The 17,901-nt window shown below is 42.4% G+C and carries 15 protein-coding genes, 1 tRNA gene and 1 pseudogene; 6 read left to right on the top strand and 11 right to left on the bottom strand.

The window, feature by feature from the left end:
* Together WC955_10650 and WC955_10645 are read right to left on the bottom strand one after the other, a co-directional pair.
* On the bottom strand, nucleotides 1-445 hold a 445-nt coding region (locus WC955_10650; GenBank protein ID MFA5859506.1), incomplete at its 3' end, for a HEAT repeat domain-containing protein.
* A 3-nt stretch (nucleotides 446-448) separates the two neighbouring features.
* Nucleotides 449-6,523, bottom strand: coding sequence for a FlgD immunoglobulin-like domain containing protein (locus WC955_10645; protein MFA5859505.1), 6,075 nt, complete (start codon nucleotides 6,521-6,523; stop codon nucleotides 449-451).
* A 229-nt stretch (nucleotides 6,524-6,752) separates the two neighbouring features.
* Here WC955_10645 and WC955_10640 point away from each other — a divergent pair, with 229 nt between their 5' ends.
* Nucleotides 6,753-8,720, top strand: a complete 1,968-nt coding sequence (locus WC955_10640) for a DUF6785 family protein (GenBank protein ID MFA5859504.1) — start codon at nucleotides 6,753-6,755, stop codon at nucleotides 8,718-8,720.
* A gap of 612 nt (nucleotides 8,721-9,332) precedes the next feature.
* On the opposite strand, the gene WC955_10635 is transcribed toward WC955_10640, so the two are convergent.
* The 6 genes from WC955_10635 to WC955_10610 all read right to left on the bottom strand — a co-directional run bounded on the left by WC955_10635 (nucleotide 9,333) and on the right by WC955_10610 (nucleotide 11,735).
* Nucleotides 9,333-9,542: a hypothetical protein gene (locus WC955_10635; GenBank protein MFA5859503.1), complete on the bottom strand. Its 210-nt coding sequence runs from the start codon at nucleotides 9,540-9,542 to the stop codon at nucleotides 9,333-9,335.
* A gap of 316 nt (nucleotides 9,543-9,858) precedes the next feature.
* Nucleotides 9,859-10,080 (bottom strand): hypothetical protein, encoded by a 222-nt coding sequence (locus WC955_10630; GenBank protein ID MFA5859502.1) that lies wholly within the window; start codon nucleotides 10,078-10,080, stop codon nucleotides 9,859-9,861.
* 3 nt (nucleotides 10,081-10,083) lie between these two features.
* Nucleotides 10,084-10,299 carry a hypothetical protein gene (locus WC955_10625; GenBank protein MFA5859501.1) on the bottom strand — a complete coding sequence of 72 codons (216 nt, stop codon included), beginning with the start codon at nucleotides 10,297-10,299 and terminating at the stop codon, nucleotides 10,084-10,086.
* Between the two features lie 112 nt (nucleotides 10,300-10,411).
* Nucleotides 10,412-10,873 carry a hypothetical protein gene (locus WC955_10620; protein MFA5859500.1) on the bottom strand — a complete coding sequence of 154 codons (462 nt, stop codon included), beginning with the start codon at nucleotides 10,871-10,873 and terminating at the stop codon, nucleotides 10,412-10,414.
* Nucleotides 10,860-11,147, bottom strand: a complete 288-nt coding sequence (locus WC955_10615; GenBank protein ID MFA5859499.1) for a nucleotidyltransferase domain-containing protein — start codon at nucleotides 11,145-11,147, stop codon at nucleotides 10,860-10,862. The genes WC955_10620 and WC955_10615 overlap by 14 nt, the downstream gene beginning before the upstream one ends.
* A 243-nt stretch (nucleotides 11,148-11,390) precedes the next feature.
* Nucleotides 11,391-11,735: a DUF6569 family protein gene (locus WC955_10610; GenBank protein ID MFA5859498.1), complete on the bottom strand. Its 345-nt coding sequence runs from the start codon at nucleotides 11,733-11,735 to the stop codon at nucleotides 11,391-11,393.
* A 170-nt stretch (nucleotides 11,736-11,905) separates the two neighbouring features.
* On the opposite strand from WC955_10610, the gene WC955_10605 reads away from it, so the two are divergent.
* A complete protein-coding gene (locus WC955_10605; protein ID MFA5859497.1) occupies nucleotides 11,906-12,829 on the top strand; it encodes a hypothetical protein in 924 nt (307 codons plus the stop codon).
* 99 nt (nucleotides 12,830-12,928) lie between these two features.
* On the opposite strand, the gene WC955_10600 is transcribed toward WC955_10605, so the two are convergent.
* From WC955_10600 to WC955_10590, 3 genes and pseudogenes are all read right to left on the bottom strand, one after another.
* A complete protein-coding gene (locus WC955_10600) occupies nucleotides 12,929-14,092 on the bottom strand; it encodes an ATP-binding protein (protein MFA5859496.1) in 1,164 nt (387 codons plus the stop codon).
* A 215-nt stretch (nucleotides 14,093-14,307) separates the two neighbouring features.
* On the bottom strand, nucleotides 14,308-14,619 hold the full coding sequence (locus WC955_10595) for a nucleotidyltransferase domain-containing protein (protein MFA5859495.1): 312 nt from the start codon (nucleotides 14,617-14,619) through the stop codon (nucleotides 14,308-14,310).
* A pseudogene (locus tag WC955_10590) lies at nucleotides 14,598-14,927 on the bottom strand (HEPN domain-containing protein). The gene WC955_10595 and the pseudogene WC955_10590 overlap by 22 nt, the downstream one beginning before the upstream one ends.
* A gap of 201 nt (nucleotides 14,928-15,128) precedes the next feature.
* On the opposite strand from WC955_10590, the gene WC955_10585 reads away from it, so the two are divergent.
* The 4 genes from WC955_10585 to WC955_10570 all read left to right on the top strand — a co-directional run.
* Nucleotides 15,129-15,219, top strand: a tRNA-Ser gene (locus tag WC955_10585).
* A 49-nt stretch (nucleotides 15,220-15,268) separates the two neighbouring features.
* Nucleotides 15,269-16,276 (top strand): Gfo/Idh/MocA family oxidoreductase, encoded by a 1,008-nt coding sequence (locus tag WC955_10580; GenBank protein ID MFA5859494.1) that lies wholly within the window; start codon nucleotides 15,269-15,271, stop codon nucleotides 16,274-16,276.
* A 57-nt stretch (nucleotides 16,277-16,333) separates the two neighbouring features.
* Complete coding sequence (gene melA, locus WC955_10575; GenBank protein ID MFA5859493.1) at nucleotides 16,334-17,662, top strand: alpha-galactosidase; 1,329 nt, start codon at nucleotides 16,334-16,336, stop codon at nucleotides 17,660-17,662.
* Between the two features lie 5 nt (nucleotides 17,663-17,667).
* The coding region (locus tag WC955_10570; protein MFA5859492.1) for a hypothetical protein at nucleotides 17,668-17,901 on the top strand (234 nt) is incomplete at its 3' end.

Below are 17,901 nucleotides of genomic sequence, written 5' to 3'. Positions count from 1 at the left end.
TTATACGTATCTCATCCTCTTTATCCTTAAGAAGTTCAGTCAACGCCGTCACTGTACGCGGATGATCAATCATCCCGAGTGAACGTATAGCGCTCCTCCGCGCATCCAAAAAAGTATCTTCATACGCAATCCTCAGAAGTTCTTCCATCACAGACGCGTCATTAAGTTTCCCGATCTCAGCAGCGGCGGTAGCAGCTACCTGGTTCTCCGGTGAGTCCATCAGGCGTAATAAGAACGGTGTCGCCTTAATCCCCCCGTTTTCCGCGAGGGAACGTATAGCGCGGCACCGTAACTGCATCGGCGAATTATTTGAGGAAGCAAGGGTTTGCCAAAGCAGCATCCTACGGTTTTCGTTATCATCCCGTAATTCATCAAGATGCTGAGCCCCCGCACCGGCTTCTACTGTATTTTGTTTTGTACTATCAACTTCTTTATTATCAACCATAAATTATTTCGCTACGATAATCGTTCCCGCAACAGTTTTATCGCCGATAACGAACTGGTAAATATAAATCCCGTTTTCCACGAAGTTACCATCCATATCACGGCCATCCCATACATCAATTGACTCAACGGTCCTCACTAACTTATTCTGAAGGTCATACACCTTAACCCAGTTACCTTCGGTTGTACCCTGAATACTCTGTGACAGCCAGTAATTATGTATCCCGTTGAAACACGCAAAATCATTACTCCCGTCATTATTCGGTGTAATAATTTTTTCCTTAGGTTTATACTGTTCCGCATTCCCGGAAAGGCTTACCGCAGGAAATATTCCGTATAACGAAAAATGCCCAACTTTTACAGTAACCGTATTTTTTGAGGGATTAACCACCCCGCCGACATACCGCCAATCATCACCGTCATACCAGAATATCTGTAACTTAGCCTCATCAATATCCGTACCATCAACAATCCCGTCGTCATCAACATCAAAGTATATAAGCGTAAGCTCTGCGGGTGAGGCCAACGTTTTTTGGTTCATATCAATCTCATACGCCGCAACCGGTAATACCGCGCCTTTAGTGATAATATCACTATTCTTTACCATAGGCAGCGCAGTAACATCTTTCTGCATAATTTTTATGGTAAAACTTGTATCACTAACCCCCGAGGGTAACTGTACTGCCATCTCACCGTCATCAGGATTACCATCAGCGATTGACACCCTCCCGCCTGTAGCGGCAACGGTTTTCTCTACACTACTCCGCCGCGTAACTTCATAATACTGCCCGGAACTCGGGCTCACGGTTTCATTACCATCACCATCCTGTGCAAAGATCTGGTACTGCACACTAGCGATTGCGGACGTAAACTCATCCGCCGGGATATCAACTGTATAAATAGTATCAAACGACACAAACGTGCGTTCCTTCTCCTCAGACGCTGTATTGTCAACATACACAAATTTATACACAATCTTTACAGTATCAACTATAACATCATCCACTACGCTTGCTATTATCTTAACCTTATTCCCCACAAGGCCAATATAACTATACGGCGTATGTTCTATAACAGGCGGCACATTATCAATCTTCCCGACATACACCAACCCTATACTATTCCACTTAATCTTCCCGGCTTCAACTGTAACATTAACCGTCTTTGACTGATACCCTCTGGCAGAAACCATCATCTCATACTCACCCTCAGCGAGAGCATAAAACCCGTACAACCCTTTTTTCTCAGGTTCACTTGACGAACTTGTATTTATAGAAGTATTCAAACTCAAGACCGCATTACCCACACGATTCTCCGCAACATTACCATAGCCCGTAGTTTCGTTATAAACATACCCGATAATCCATCCGGAGGTAACATCCACAACAACCTCAATCACTTCTTCCTCACAGATATTCCCGCAGTCATCCACCGCGGAGAATACAACGCTATACTTCCCATCGGGAACAACTTCATCACTATCATTCCTGCCATCCCAGGTTTCACTATTCCTCCCGGCGGTACGTATAACATCACTGACTATTGTCTTCACAACAACACCCGAATCATTCTTTACCGATATTGTAACCTTCGCAGTTTCGGATATTGCGTACATCACCACCGTAGAATCATACGCACCATCATTATTTGGTGAAATCGCGGAATTAGTTACCGTGAACGAACTAACTTCCGGAGGTGTGACATCAATCTCAACCTCAACATCCCTTGGGGTTGATACATTAGCATCTGTATCCACAGCAGTTATCCTAACAAAATACCTACTGCTGTTGATGATAGGATCGTTAGTATCATCCAGCCCGGCCCAGACCTCATAATTCTTCCCAGCCGTCCGTGCCTGGTTCTCAATGATTGTACGGACAACTGTATTCTCATAATCCATAACCTTAATCGTAACATTCCCCGCAGGGCTTAACGTATAATATATCGTCACCGCATCCTTTAACCCGTCATTATTCGGTGAGAACACCGGTGGTACTGCTGCAATCTCGGATAATGACACCCCAACTTTTTTACAGAGAATACTCACCTGATTATTCCCTGCTTGAGTAACATTCCCGAGATTATCCACGGGCATAACGACATAATAATACGTCTTATCCTCCGTTAACCCCGTCCCCGCATCAATATACCCTGCCACCGCGCTTTCATTCCCGGTATTAATCTGTATCCCAACACTTGTCATTACTTCCGAACGGTAGACCTTATACCCGCTTATCTGTCCCACAGTATCACGCGCAGAAGCCCATGAAAGTTTGATATCCCCCCCGCTTTCCAGTGTCGCGGTTAAGGACGTAATCGGCTGTGGCCCGGCGGTATCAATATAAAACGCGCGTGCAGTAGACCAGTTCCCTGTATTCCCCACCCCGTCTTTTGTACCAACACGCCAGTAATAAGTTCCTTCCGTAAACGCATATGACGGCTGATATTTTGTATTAACAATCTCCGCTGCTGTTAAGGTTAACACAGAAACTTCGGGTGAAGTGAACCCCACAGCATTATCTATCTGCAGCATATACGTACACCCTGACGGGTCACTCACAGCACTACAGGTAAAACTTACCTGACTCACAGTGAACAATGCTGCGTTTGCCGGGTATATAAGTGACGGCACTAATGGCGGTATATTGTCGTACTTAAGGGTAAACAAAGTCACAGCCTCTGACCAATTCCCTGCATTATCCCGTGTTTTTACACGCAGGTAACACGGCTTCTCCGCAACGGCAGGCATTGCAAAATACTTTACCGGCGCCTGGTTAACAATAGTTTGAACATTCCCGGGATCACCCGCAGAACTCGTACCCCAGTACACTGCGTACCCGCTGACACCGGTCCCTGCATCATTCGCACCGGTGAACTCAAAATACGGCCCGGCATCAACTTTCTGCCAGGTATCATTTGCGATAACCGTTGTTTTAGTATCACTCGCCCATGCCTGAATACTTGTAGGATTAGTCGGTGGCGTAGTATCCGTACCCGTAACGTTCAGAGCAACACTCCGTGCTGCACTCCATGAACTCGAATTCCCTGTATTATCATATGCGGCTACACGCCAGTAATAGGTACCATTAGCCAAACCAGCAGTTGGTGAATACGTAGAAGCCGTCAATGTTCCCTGGTTAATAACCAATGACGTGAAATCAGGATTATTATCTACCTGCAATTTATACTTAACCCCGGAAGGATCTGTTACATCAGACCAGTCAAACACAGGCACGCTGCTCGCTAAACTCGCAGCGTTAGCTGGGGATACAAGTGTAGGCACCGCAGGAGCTATAGTATCCGCTGAACCAAGCGTATTTGTTGCAACAATAACTGAGGAATAAGACAATGTTTCCGGTGAGACTGACTTATACGCGTCTACACGGAAATAATACGCTGTCCCGGCTTTTAACCCGGAGGCAGTATACGTAGTTACCGTAGTTTTTGCGAGGTATCCTCCATGTGCTTCCATCACGGTAACATGGTTTTGCGCATTCGTAGTATTCCCCATACCGGAAGCAAAAGATAATCCTAATTTTGTGCATTTAACATCCGTAGTTGCGCTTAGACGGTACGCCCCGCCTGTGCGGTACGCACGCCAGCCATGCGGGTTATGATACGCCCCGGCGGTATCATACCACCGTGCGAAAACATTTTCGTATATCCTATTATCCCCGTCAAAGAAACGAAAACTATACTTATGCAGTTCCACCGCCGGTGAAAGTGTTACCCACACATTCGCCTGTGCCGCAACCGGCGCACTTGCGTATGTAGTATTTGACCTATCCCCGTCAGTAATATACGCTAACCCCGACCATGTTTGCCCATCACCCACCGGTGTTTTTTTGTAGCACTTATCCTCAACCTCAGCTTTGGTTGAAGAACAGTAGACCGTGTATCCGCTTGCACCCGTGACTGCGGCCCACGAAATTTTTATCTGGCTTGCACTAACCGACACTGCGGTTAATCCCGACGGTGTTGCGGGAATAACCTGATCCGGCACAACAACTGCGTTGACATACTTCCACGCGGAAGAACCCACTGTATTCTTTGCCTGTACCGCAAAATCGTACTTCCCAGCACCGTGAGTATGATACATAGCCGGCCACCCGATACCCGTAGCATTAGCAGTCGTAAGATTATCCCAGTATGTCCATGTTCCGCCTGACGGACGGCGCCCAACCTTATACGCCGTAGCGCCGGATACCGCTGCCCACTTCAATAACGTTGCATACCCTGATTCATTGTAGTCCACAGAAAAAGTTGATGGCACACCCGGCGCGGTTGCAGAAACATACCCTCTGCCATAAATAAAACAATGCGCGGTAACCAGGTTTTTATAACCATTACTATACCCGGGATAATCATAATACGCATTTGTCCCGTCATACTGTGAACCATAAGTACCTTTATTCCGGTTACCCGCAGGATCGTTGAACACAGCTGTATGCTGGTTATCAAAATACCCGATTGCAACGATATAATGCCCGGCACTGGTTATACTGTTCAATATAACAAACGGATTCTTTGCTTTACACTCACTCACAAGCTTTGACCACGACGTGCTCCAGTCAACGATTGAAGTAGCGAACCCGTGTTTCTTCAGGTAATCGCGCATATACCCTTTAGTATCCGCCCAGTTATTTCTGCAGATATACCCGAACCCGCCGTACCCGCAACTATTACTCCCGCAGGCATACGAATCAAAAGTATACCCTTTCCAGGTATACTTTGTTGAAACATACCACCCGTAATGCGATGTATGAGTATTCCATTTAGTAACTGTCACATCGTGGTAGGGAAGAATTTTTCTGTACCCGATAACCATAAGAGCGGAGGTAGCATTACATGCCGACCATCCGTTAAACGAATTAACGGTATCATATCCCTGGTTAATATACGGCACACCGCTGATCTTAACAATAGTCTTAGACGCAGCTATTCCCGGGGATAACCGCGTAATCGCATCCTTATACCTAGCCTGTATCTCACCGTCAATCACAGCGAGTTTAGGTATCCCCATCCCGATTTGCTGAGCATTACCCAATGCGAACCTCACCTGCGTATTGCTTACATTAAGTGCCTCAATCGGTGCCTGAACAAAACTTTTTTTCTCAAAATCCTTATAAAGAATCATCTTGCCATCGGAAGATACTGCGCAGTCACCCACAAACTTACCGGCAGAAAACTGTGTTTTATTAGCCCCATCATACCGTGCAACGTTCAAACTTGCGCGTAAAACCTCAACTTCATTACTCTCAATCTTATGATAAAACACATGTTTACTATCGTTATACCATGACGGATTACGCCCGCTATCAATCTCCGCGACATTAGATGCCTGTAAATCAATAACAAAAATTTTCCCGGCTACTGAATTAACCAACACCTTTGTCCCGTCGGGTGACCAGGCAGGCGAGAAAAACGCATTATCCGCGTTGTTTGTAAGCTGTATTCTCTCAAGAGTATTAATGTTCACCATCCATATTTGCTCTTCATAATCATTATAAAGCACGTGTGTCCCATCGGGTGAAATTGGCGTAATGTTAACGTATGTAGGGATCGAAACCCTCTTGATCTCGCGGTAAGATTCGTCTAACACAACAATTTCCTTATCGATAGTAAATGCGACCTTCCCGCTTTGCGAGAATGACGGTATCCCGGCTAATAACACGGGTTCACTCAACGCAATAGTTTGTTGTGTAACAGTATTATACACCACCGGTGTCTGCAGGAACCCTTCATCCCCAGCTTTTTCGATTAATAACTTACACCCGATATACTTACTATCCGCTGACCAGTTATACTTATACCCGCTACTTTTCCCGGAGGTAATCTTTGTAATCTCAGCATTGTTGAAGTTATAGAAATACACCTCATCATAATTACTCCCGGAGAATAACACCTTACTATTATCCGGTGAAAACATTGGGTTGTTATAACTATCATACACATCAATGTTTTGAGTAAACACCCCGGTTTTATCGGAATCCAGAATCTTACTCTCCGCAAAAACGCGCATCCCAAAACTTGACAATACAAATAAGCTAATGTTAAACACATAAAAAAGTTTTTTCATTTAAAAATTACCTCGTATAAACTTAAGATACTTCAATTTATAATATATTGCAACGTCTTTGCCAGAAAGGCTTCATATTTCTATACTACAGCAAATATGTCATAATCCCAACCCGTACCACAATTGCACATACCTACACACATAACTGTAATACTAAGTTTACATATTAATATATGAATAACCTGTGTTTTTAAGTATAATAATCCAAAAAGGTACTGAAATAAGATTTATGGATAACACTAATAAAGGAATTACCTGGAAAGTTTACGCAATTGCGGGTGTACTTACACTCCTAAGTGCTGTGTGGGTACAATTAACCGAACTCATCTTCCAAACATGCCAGATCTCAGAAAGTGTCCCTGCGATCCCTGCACTTGCCTTTTTGTTATTACTCACAGGGATAAACTTTTTGGTTAACCGTTTCGCGAAGAAGTACGCGCTTACCCGCAGTGAGATCGTCTTTATCTACATATTCCTCGCGGTTGCGGTCCCCATGATGTCCGTCGGGGTGGTAAGGCGTTTATTCCCGTTACTCACCGCCTTGTTTTACTTCAATACACCTGAAAATAAGTTTGAGGTATTACAAAAATATATCCCGGACTGGCTTGTCCCAAAGGATAACGAAACCATACGTGCAATGTACGAAGGCGCGGTTAATAACGTTGTCCCGTGGCTAAACTGGGCCGTACCGTTACTCATGTGGACACTGTTTTTAGTAATTTTATGGTTCACACTAATGTGTATCCTCGTGTTATTCCGTAAACAATGGGTGGAGAAAGAACACTTAACCTTTCCATTACTATACCTCCCGCTGGAGATCACAGAGGATAGTAAACTCGGTGATAAAGTACCGTTCTTCAAGAATCCCGTTATGTGGATCGGGTTCGGGCTTGCGTTTATGTATAACGCTGCGAATATACTTAACGCGTTTAATCCAGACTTCCCCGCGATGGGAACGTCACTGGATATCGGGAAGTACTTTACCGAAGCGCCGTTTAGCTCTATCCGCCCATTAAATTTATTTTACCGCCCGGAACTCATCGGGCTAGGCTACCTTGTATCGTTAGAAGTATCATTCTCAATTTGGCTATTTTATTTATTATTCAAAATCAGTACAGTATTTGCTAACGTCGCGGGCTACAAAATCCCGGGGTTCCCGTTTGAACAAGAACAAAGTTTTGGGGTATACCTCGCATTAGGATTATTCTTAACCTGGACCGCGAGAAAACATATCCTTACTGCCGTACGGAAAGCCTTCTTCAATGACCCCGGTATTGACGATACGGATGAACCCTTACCTTATAAAGTAGCGGTATTCGGTATCCTTGGCGGGACGCTATTCTTAATAGCATACTTAACACTTGCCGGGATGTCGTTATGGGTAAGTATACTACTACTCTTCCTAATGTATATCACAGCACTGGTATACACGCGTATCCGTGCGGAAGTCGGGACACCAATGATGTTATTGTACCCGTTCAATGCCGGTGGGCAAACGTTTATGTACAACGCATTTGGTACGGGCATATTCTCGGTAGGCGGCAACTTCGCGAACCTGACATTACTATCGGTAATGCGTTTTATCGGTGGGGAGGACGCGTACTTCCACGCACTCGCTGCTAATCAGATGGAAGCATTCAAACTCGCGGATGAAGTTAAAACCAATAAACGCAGGGTAGCGGTATTACTCATAATCGCTGTGGCTGTAGGGTTAATAGTTTCCTACTGCCTGCATTTAATATCGTACTATAAGTACGGCTGTAACTTACTTGAAGGCGGCACTTCTACCGGCGGGTACCGTGTTACCTTAGCGTTAAAAGAATACAATACAGCCTCCGCTGCTATGCTAAATCCCGTACAACCTAACCTAACAAAAACAGCGTATACCGTCTTTGGTTTTGCTGTGACAACTGTGATGATCCAACTTCGCACGTTTATTGTGGGGTTACCGTTGAACCCCTTGGGATACGCAATGGCAGGTGCGTATGGGCGTATACTCTGGGGCCCATTTTTTTTGGTCTGGCTACTAAAACTACTGATCCTGCGTATCGGCGGGGTTAATCTCTACCGTAAATTAATACCGTTGTTTATAGGGCTAGCCGTTGGGCATTTTATTACTGCCGGCGCGATCTGGGGTACTGCCGCGATATTCGGCGGTGCGGATGCTTATAGAAACTACGGCGTTTTTTTTGGGTAAACGTTCAATACAAACTTGGGTCAAAACTGGATGCAAATTCACAGTTCAATTTCTGCCATGTTCTATCCTTCTATGATACATATTGAATAAACACCAAACATTTTTTATAACTAAATATTTTCAACTTTTCCTGTATGCCATTGAATTATTTGTGTGAGTCTATCAAATCTCTTACTTGTTTATCTCTCCACACATATTTTCTTTGCATTTCTGGCAACAACAATTCTCTGTTGATAAACATGTCGACAAGTGCCTGAATCTTCCTGTTTGTTGGTTCATACTAACCTCCAATTGTATTAGTATTTTAAGTCAAGTTTTCTGTTAATTTCAAACTATTACAATATTCTGTAAATTAACCTACTGATTCACCTCATCCCTAACATCCAATAATGACCTTTCACTTACTTATATTTACCGTCTAAGTTATTATACATACCCCGAAGAAATTATTCAATGTTAAACCGGGCAATTTTTGGAGGTTATTTTACACTATGATGCTGGACGAGCTATTCTGGCTATCCCGTGTGCTTGCTCAGAGGTTAATTTTTGCAGCGACTAGCTTGTTTTTTTGTTTTTATGAGAAGGTCCAGGTCGGCAATATCTTTACTGCGTTTATAAAACTTTTTGTGAAACAATTTTTCTTTTACCATAAACAGCCCTGTCAATCTTCATAGCCTGAGGGTCGCGATGCATGATGTTGACATGATAGTCGTACATCGTGTAGTAGTAGCTATCTAAAACATCCGCGAAAGTTTTAGGAGTTATAAACCCTTTATGCGCATCAGTTTTGTGTACACTACCTACAACCCAAGTATTTCTCATACAACTCCTACGCTTTTTTATCAATGACAACACCAATATTATACTTTGTTTCCCACGGTAGGTCAATTGACCGGATTATTTCGGGAACACAGAAAAATGGATGACGGTATTATCCACCACTAAGCCCGCACCAACTACGGTTTGATCTTCGTACCTGACATTTTTGCCGATACCTATCGATTTTTTGCGCTTCTGATGATATATACGTAGGGGAACCATGAAAAGTTGCAGGTTATTGTTAGGCTGGATCAGTTTTTGAGGTTATTCCACTTTTCAGTTCAATTACGAACGCAGTGCGTTCGTAAGCGGTTTAGAATCATATCTTACTGTTTAAAACCCGCATTTTGAGGTCAAACTTCCGCGCAGCAGCAAATGTTTTAAACTTGTACACCCCGGGCGGGTATGGACACTTGCGCTTTATCCCGAACTGTTTAAAAAACTTTACCGCGCGTTTGTAGTCAAACTTGGTATTAACTTGTTCTGACAACACATACGCGTTATGTTCGGCAAAAGTTTTGAATTTATATACGTGTTTCATACTCTATATTATAGCCACTTTTTTGTTTAAGTTCAACTTCCGGTTTTTATCATCAAACGTTTGTTCCTGCGTAACCGCGCTTTCTGTACGGTTGTCCGTCCGGAGTCGCAGATTGCGCGGGTACTCCTCGGCGTATGATATCAACGGTACCGCACGAGCGAACAATTCTTGTTCTAACCGGCCAAACTGTTCTTCTTTTGTTAACGCTGTGTGTGGCATACCCTTCCTCCTAAAACATTTTTGTTCTGTCACTAGATATATACGCGAGGAGGAGATGAGAAGTTACAATCTCTAGTAAAAAACAAGGAAACCTAAAGGCCGGAAAATATTTTTATATGCTTTCAATAAATTTCGATAACGCTTTTTTGATTTCATTCCAAAGGGGTTCAATGTTAGTTATCAACGGTGCCAATAGCTCAACATCCAATTTAAATCCGTACCCGCTAACAAAAAAATGCCTGAAACCTCGATAAGGATTTAAACCCTTAACAATCTCCGCATTCAACACTGCAACCTTACCTTCTGAAGGACTTGCTGACAATTCCAACAACTCCTTATGCCAGCTTTCCCCTTTAGGCATCGTTTTGTAATACTCTTTGCTTATACGTTTAAGTATGTTTTCAATACCATTATAAAAATTCATTAAATACGTTCCTATCGCCGCTTTTTGTGTGTCGTTTAAACTATTCAACCCTGTTTTGTTTTTCATTGACACCAGATATTCTACGACTTGTTCAATCAATTTAATCTCAGCTTTTATATCAGATTTCAACCGCACATTATTTTTTGCCATAGACCCATTGTCCTGTTCCAATAATATTTTGAGCGAAATGTTTTCGGGCATTTTCCAACGGTACTAAATCTATTTCACTGTCAATAACATCCAATATTTTGCCATACATCTCAAAAAACAGCCTTGGTTTTACACCTTTAACTGCAACATCTATATCCCGCGCGGTTTCAACGTTTTCTACACAGGAGCCAAACAATATTACAGATTTCGCGCCATATTCTTTGGTTATTTCTACTATTTTAGTAAGTTCTTTCTTGAATATATTTTTATCCATTCAACTATCCTTTTTCTTTACTATCTTTTTATTTTTTATCACGACAATATTTTACAACACCCCAGGTTAATATTCAATGATAAACTATTTCGGGAACACAGAAAAATGGATGACGGTACTATCCACCACTAAGCCCGCGCCAACAACGGTTTGATCTTCGTACCTAACATTTTCACCAATACCTATAGAGCGGTAAGTCAACGTTTTTCCGGGATCTACGCTGTGATATCAATACACGCAACCTTACCGTTGATAACCACCGCCACACCGTTTGCACCGGTACCTTCGGGGTACCGCATTATTACGGTTTTGCTTCGCACCCCGGAGTTCCTGCCCGTCTATGATGAACACCTTACTATTCCCGCGGTTGACAAACCGTAATTCCGGTACGTGCCCGCCCGCATCGATTTCCGTGATCTCCGCAACGCCGTGTTTCAACGCAGCATCCGCGCTTTGGTATTCAACACCCCTAGAGTGCCGCGTGCCGGTTGATAACGGGTATAGTTCCACTTTTTGGTAGTCCATACCTGGCAGAACAGTTAACGTTGATAAAAACGATTCTAACACTGTTTTTGTTTCTGTAACCATAAACCTTAACTTTTCCCTTCCTTTTTCTTAAACCCTGCGTTTTGTTACGCTTCTGATGATATATACGCAGGAGAACCATGAAAATACCTTTCACCCATTTTTTTTATATAATACTGGTATGGTTTATTAGGTATATAGGACAGCAGAAATGGTGTTAACGGTATAAATTAATGTTTGAAGATTTAAAAGAATTACTGAAACATAAACAGTTTGCCACTTTAAAAGAAGCGGAAGATTTTTTTAGGAATTACAACGAAAACTATAACTCAACACCGGTTACCGACCTAGGCGGGTTATCGCCAATACAGATGGGCAAACTTATTTATAACTCGTTTAACACACCGGACTCACCGGTTGTGTTTAATAAAAACATATCGGGCCCCGAACTTAGCACCGCAATTTTTTATCAAGATTGCAAGAAAATCATTTCCTTATTCCAGGAATGTTCACCAGTGAAAACAACTGCCACCGGGAATTTAACCCGTGATTTTGTTCATAAAGCAATGGATGTAGTGAACTACGACACAACTATCCTCAGGAAGTTTTGTAAAACAATTAATGAATTAGAATTCTTTTGGCTGCACCAAATACGGATAATCCTTACCCTTGCTGAATTAGTTACAAAACGAGGCAAGTTTTTTTTACTCACTCAAAAAGGTAAATCTATACTCACTACCGCCCCTGGCGAACTATACTATTTACTGTTTGAAACCTATTTCCTGAAGTTCAACCTAGCGTATTTAACCCGGTTTGCAGAACAATTCCCGGAGATACAACACTTTATATGTTTCCCCATATACATTGCGCATACGCAATGCAAGGACTGGATGAATGCGGAAGAGTTTGTTAATACTGTATTAGTTAAAGGATTAAGGTTGAATATTAAACATAAAGACTTTCTTGCCAAGCCATATATGAGCGATAAGCTTGTGTGGGTGGGTATGAGCAGGATTGTAAACCCCTTATACCACTTTGGATTATTGGAAAAACAAAGTAAGGCTGATAATTATTATGTTTCTGATAAAGACTATATCCGTAGAACTCCGCTGTTAGAAAAATTTATTAACTTCAGTTTCGCGAAGGGCCAGCATTAACTACGCGCGGGGTGTATATATATATTATAACGTCGGATAGTTCAAACACACACCGGGTTAATATTAAAAGCGTGTCTATTTTCAATACAAATTCACGCATTAACCTTTAAGCGGTTTAATATCTTCAATAATATTTTCAGCACCAACCGCACGGATTCCTTCTTTCAGCGGGAAAGAAGTGTTTCCATAAAAAATAACAGTCAGTTCGTCAAGCTTTAAGTCTTGTTTCGCGGAAATCATGGACGGCGTAATTTTTGGTGCAGTAGCTCTTTTAAATTCAAACCCGATCCTTTGTCTTCCCCGCACTATTAACAGATCTAATTCCGCACCGGCATGCGTAGCCCAGAAATAACATTCATTTTTGTCCGCGTCAATATGCCGGATGACTTGATCTAACAAAAACCCTTCCCATGAAGCCCCGAGTTTGGGATGACCTTCAACATCCTGTATCGTTCTTAAGTTTAATAATGTATGAAGAAGCCCGCTATCAGATAAATATATCTTTGGCATTTTAACCTGACGTTTAGAAATGTTCGCATGCCATGGCAATAATTGCCTGACAACAAGCGCTGATGTCAGGCGGTCTAAATACCCTCGTACCGTAGTATCTGCCACACCAAAAGACCGTGCGAACTCGGATGAATTCCATATCTGCCCGTGATAATTTGCCAGCATAGTCCAAAAACGCCTTAGCGTAACCGAATTGATGTTAATCCCAAGCTGCGGGATATCTCTTTCCAAAAATGTACTGATAAAACTTTGCCGCCATTCAAAACTTTCTTTAGAACTTCGCGATAAATACGACTTCGGGAATCCTCCCCTGAACCATAACTGTTCTACATTCTTCATTTCAATATCATTAATCCTAAAACCACCGATCTCATAATATTTTATTCTACCCGCAAGACTCTCGGATCCTTGTTTTAAAAGTTCCGGCGATGCACTGCCTAAAACCAAGAATTTAACTTTGTTCCCCGGCCTATCTGCCAGAACACGCAATACACTAAATATTTGAGGAAGCCTTTGTATCTCGTCAATCACGACCAAGCCGGTTAATGATTTTAACGCAATCATAGGATCTGCCAGCCGTGCTTGGTCCTCAGGATTTTCAGCATCAAAGTAAGATACTTTCCCTTTCCATTGGGAACCTATTATTCGCGCAACTGTAGTTTTACCTACCTGCCGCGCTCCAATCAGGCCTACTACTGGATAAGACTTTAAGAACCGGAGTATCGCTGATAACTCTATTTTTCTATTAATCATAAAAACATTCTACATTGAAATATCGGTCTTGTCAACTGATATTTCAATAATGATGTCATGTTCAATATTAACTAAGCGCGGGCACCGCGCTTCATATGTCTAAAGGAGGGGCTTTACAAGAGTTAAAAGAAGTTGCTATATTGTCTGAGTGAGGTCAAACTCGCTGAAAAACTCCGGTGTATTTGAACTATCTGCATATAACACAGCTAGATAGCCTATACAATCCGTTTTCCGGTACGTAATATTTCTTTGATAAACGGGTTCTTACTGTTAAATTCTTTTATAGTTATCGGATGCGTTTCTATATTAATATTGGTATGCAATACCACTGGATTAATTTTTTGTCTGTCATCATACCGGAATCCAGAAAAATCTTTTGATATGATAGCAATGTCAATATCGCTATACTCGTTTTGTTTGCCGTTGGCATATGATCCAAATAAATATACAGCTTTAATATGAATAACCTTACTTAACTGTTCAACGAACTCCTGTACAATAATTTTTATATCTGTTTTCTTAGCCATTTGAATATATCCTTAATAGTTTTCAAACTTTCATCCGCAAACTGTTTATTACATTTTTTGTAGAACTCAAGTTTATAATCCGGATACCGTGTTTCCAAATTAAAATTGTTTATGTTAAGCAAATTTATTTTCATTCTTTCAGACAGTTCAAGCTTGGTTTCTCCTGCAATCTTTAATAGATTATGGGTTTTCGGCGGTGTATTGTTGTTATTATCTCTCACCTAAACAGCCTTCAACATTTTTTCAAGCACCAGGTGTCCGATAAACAAACACCAGTCATAACGTTTAGTTTTGTATAAAGACAGCATCGCCTGATAATCATGCTCCGCGCTTTTATCCAGTATTGAACGTGTTGTTTTTGATCCATGTTAAACATCTTATAATATATAACCAAAATATTCAAATACCTGATTATTTCGGGAACACAGAAGAAGTGTAAAAGATGAAACAAAACATGAGACAAAATATATTTAAATAATGTATAATTTCCAAAGTAATTTCTGATTATCGGAGGGGTCGCCTAGTGGCCTAGGGCGGCGGTTTGCTAAACCGCTGTACGGGCGAAATCCTGTACCGTGAGTTCAAATCTCACCCCCTCCGTTTTTTTTGTAGTTATTTTTTTAAAGACTTTTATAGAATAATAATGTTTATGGATATACCAGTAAAACTAGCAGTGATTGGATGCGGTAATTCCGCAACTAATATTCATTTACCCGCTCTTAAGAAGTTAGTACCAAAATTCAGTATCACCCAGGTGTGTAACCATACCCAAGAAAAAGCGAGGATCTACGCCGCAGCCTGCGGGCCTGATGTTACCTTGTGCACAGACTACCGTGATGTTTTGGTTAATCCCAATATTGACGCTGTGATCATAGCATTGCCTATAGAACTAAACTATCCTGTTACGCGTACCGCCCTTGCTGCGGGGAAGCATGTACTGGTTGAGAAACCTATCGCCTCAACCCGGGTGGAAGCTATTGAGATGGTAAGCCTCGGGCGTAAGTACCCAACGTTAGTCAAGATGGTAGCTGAAAATTTTAGGTATCACCAGGTAATACTGAGGATAAAACAAATACTTGATTCCGGCATTATCGGCATACCGTACTCTGTGTTATGGAACCGTATGTCGGATGTAACACCCGGGAGTAACCGTTACGCAAAGACGAGTTGGAGGCTTAACCACAAACACGTTGGCGGCTTCCTTACCGACGGCGGTGTGCATAATGTTTCAGCGATACGCTTATTATTCGGGGATATAACAGACGGTACGGCGGTAGTGAAAACTATTAACCCCGCGGTCGGTAAGATGGATACCATGACGTTTATGTTTAGTACCGCCACTGGTGTGCATGGCGTCCTGAACTCATATTACAGTTCAAAAGGGTATGTCAACCATACACTGATAATCAGCGGTACTACCGGCACGATTGAGAATACCGGCAACAAAATTGTTATCAAAACCCCCGCCAGTGCGAGTGTTAGTACTGAGGAAAGTATTGAGAATGACGGTGGGCATACCGCGCAGCTTGAAGATTTTTATAGTGCTATACGTAACGGAACGAAACCTAAGAGCACGTTTAAGGAAGGCTGCACTGATTTTGTAACACTAGTTGATGCGATTGAGCACGCGAACATATTACCTAAGTTAAATTTATAACAAAATAATATTGTAAAATACTTAGCAGGATGTTTTTTGAAAGGGGTTTTAACTAAGATGGTAAAGATTACGTTCATCGGTGCAGGAAGTTTTGGGTTCACCCGCGGGTTGGTACGGGATATATTAACATATCCGTTACTTGCGGATGCAACGTTATACCTTATGGATATCGATAAGGAACGGTTAGACTTCGCCTATCGCGCGGTTAAGAGTATAGTTGACAAAGGTAAGTACCCCGCTAAAGTAGTTGCTACAATGGACCGTAAGGAAGCTATCAAAGGCGCGGATGCTGTGGTCTGCACAATCCTTAACGGCGGAGTTAATATCTGGAAGCACGATATTCTTATCCCCAAAAAGTACGGGGTGGATATTAATGTAGGCGATACCCGCGGGGTAGCGGGAATATTCAGGGCCTTACGCACAATACCTGTGATGGTAGACATTGCGAAGGATGTTGAACGCTACGCGCCAAACGCTATAATGCTGAACTACACAAACCCAATGGCAATGCTCTGCAGAGCAATGCAAAAAACTACGCCCATCAAAGTAACAGGTTTATGCCATAGCGTACAGGGAACCTCAAAGATGCTGGCTACCTGGATAAAAGCGCCGTATAACGAGATAACATATGTTTGCGCGGGGATTAACCACCAATCATGGTTTATTGAGTTTAACTGGAACGGCAAAAATGCGATACCGTTAATCCGTAAAGCTATACTTAACGACAAAAAATTGCTTAACCACGAACAGGTGCGTAACGAAATGTTTCTCCAGTTAGGTTATTATGTAACAGAATCCAGCGGGCATAATTCGGAGTACAGCTGGTGGTTCCGTAAACGTAAAGATTTGATAAATAAATATTGTACTACCGGTACCGGGTGGAACCCCGGGAAGCATGCGTATATCCTGGACCACTACCTTATTCGCGAGAAAACCTGGAGAAAAACGGTGAAGGATTGGTTTGCAAAAGGTGCACCAATGAATCTCGCACGGGGGCATGAATACGCAGCATCAATTATCAGTGCATACAAAGGCGGTGACCCGTTTGAGTTTAACGGTAATGTTCCGAATACCGGGATAATAACGAACTTACCGCCAAACGTTTGTGTTGAAGTACCCGTCCTGGCAAATAAACGCGGGTTTAATACTATCCACGTAGGAGCATTACCCCCGCAACTCGCAGCGTTGAATAATATCAGTATCGCAAGTGAAGAACTGGCAGTTGAAGCTGCGCTTACGGGTGATGCAGAGATGGCATTCCATTCAGTAGCCTATGACCCGTTAACCGCAGCGGTATTGTCGTTAGCGGAAATACGTAAGATGGTTGGCGAGATGTTAAAGAAAAACCAGCCGTACTTAAAGAATTTTAAGAGCGTAAAGCTATAACACTAATGCGGAACTCAACACTAAAAAGAAGGGCAGTTCATAAACTGCTCTTCTTTTGTTTTTTTGTACTGACACTAACATTCAGCGGGGCTGCGTATTCAGAAGAACCGGAGTTCACGTTTGTCCTGAACCCGGATATCCACGCTTTTTTCCCGGATAGTATAGCTAATAAGTGGTATATCCAGGCACGGGATGAGATTAATACGCTTGACCCGCTTCCCGTGTTTGTCATAAACGCA

Source organism: Elusimicrobiota bacterium (assembly GCA_041658405.1).
In the GTDB taxonomy this organism is placed as follows: domain Bacteria; phylum Elusimicrobiota; class UBA5214; order JBBAAG01; family JBBAAG01; genus JBBAAG01.
The sequence above is the reverse complement of the archived record's forward strand: the minus strand, read 5'-3'. Positions and strand labels throughout refer to the sequence as shown.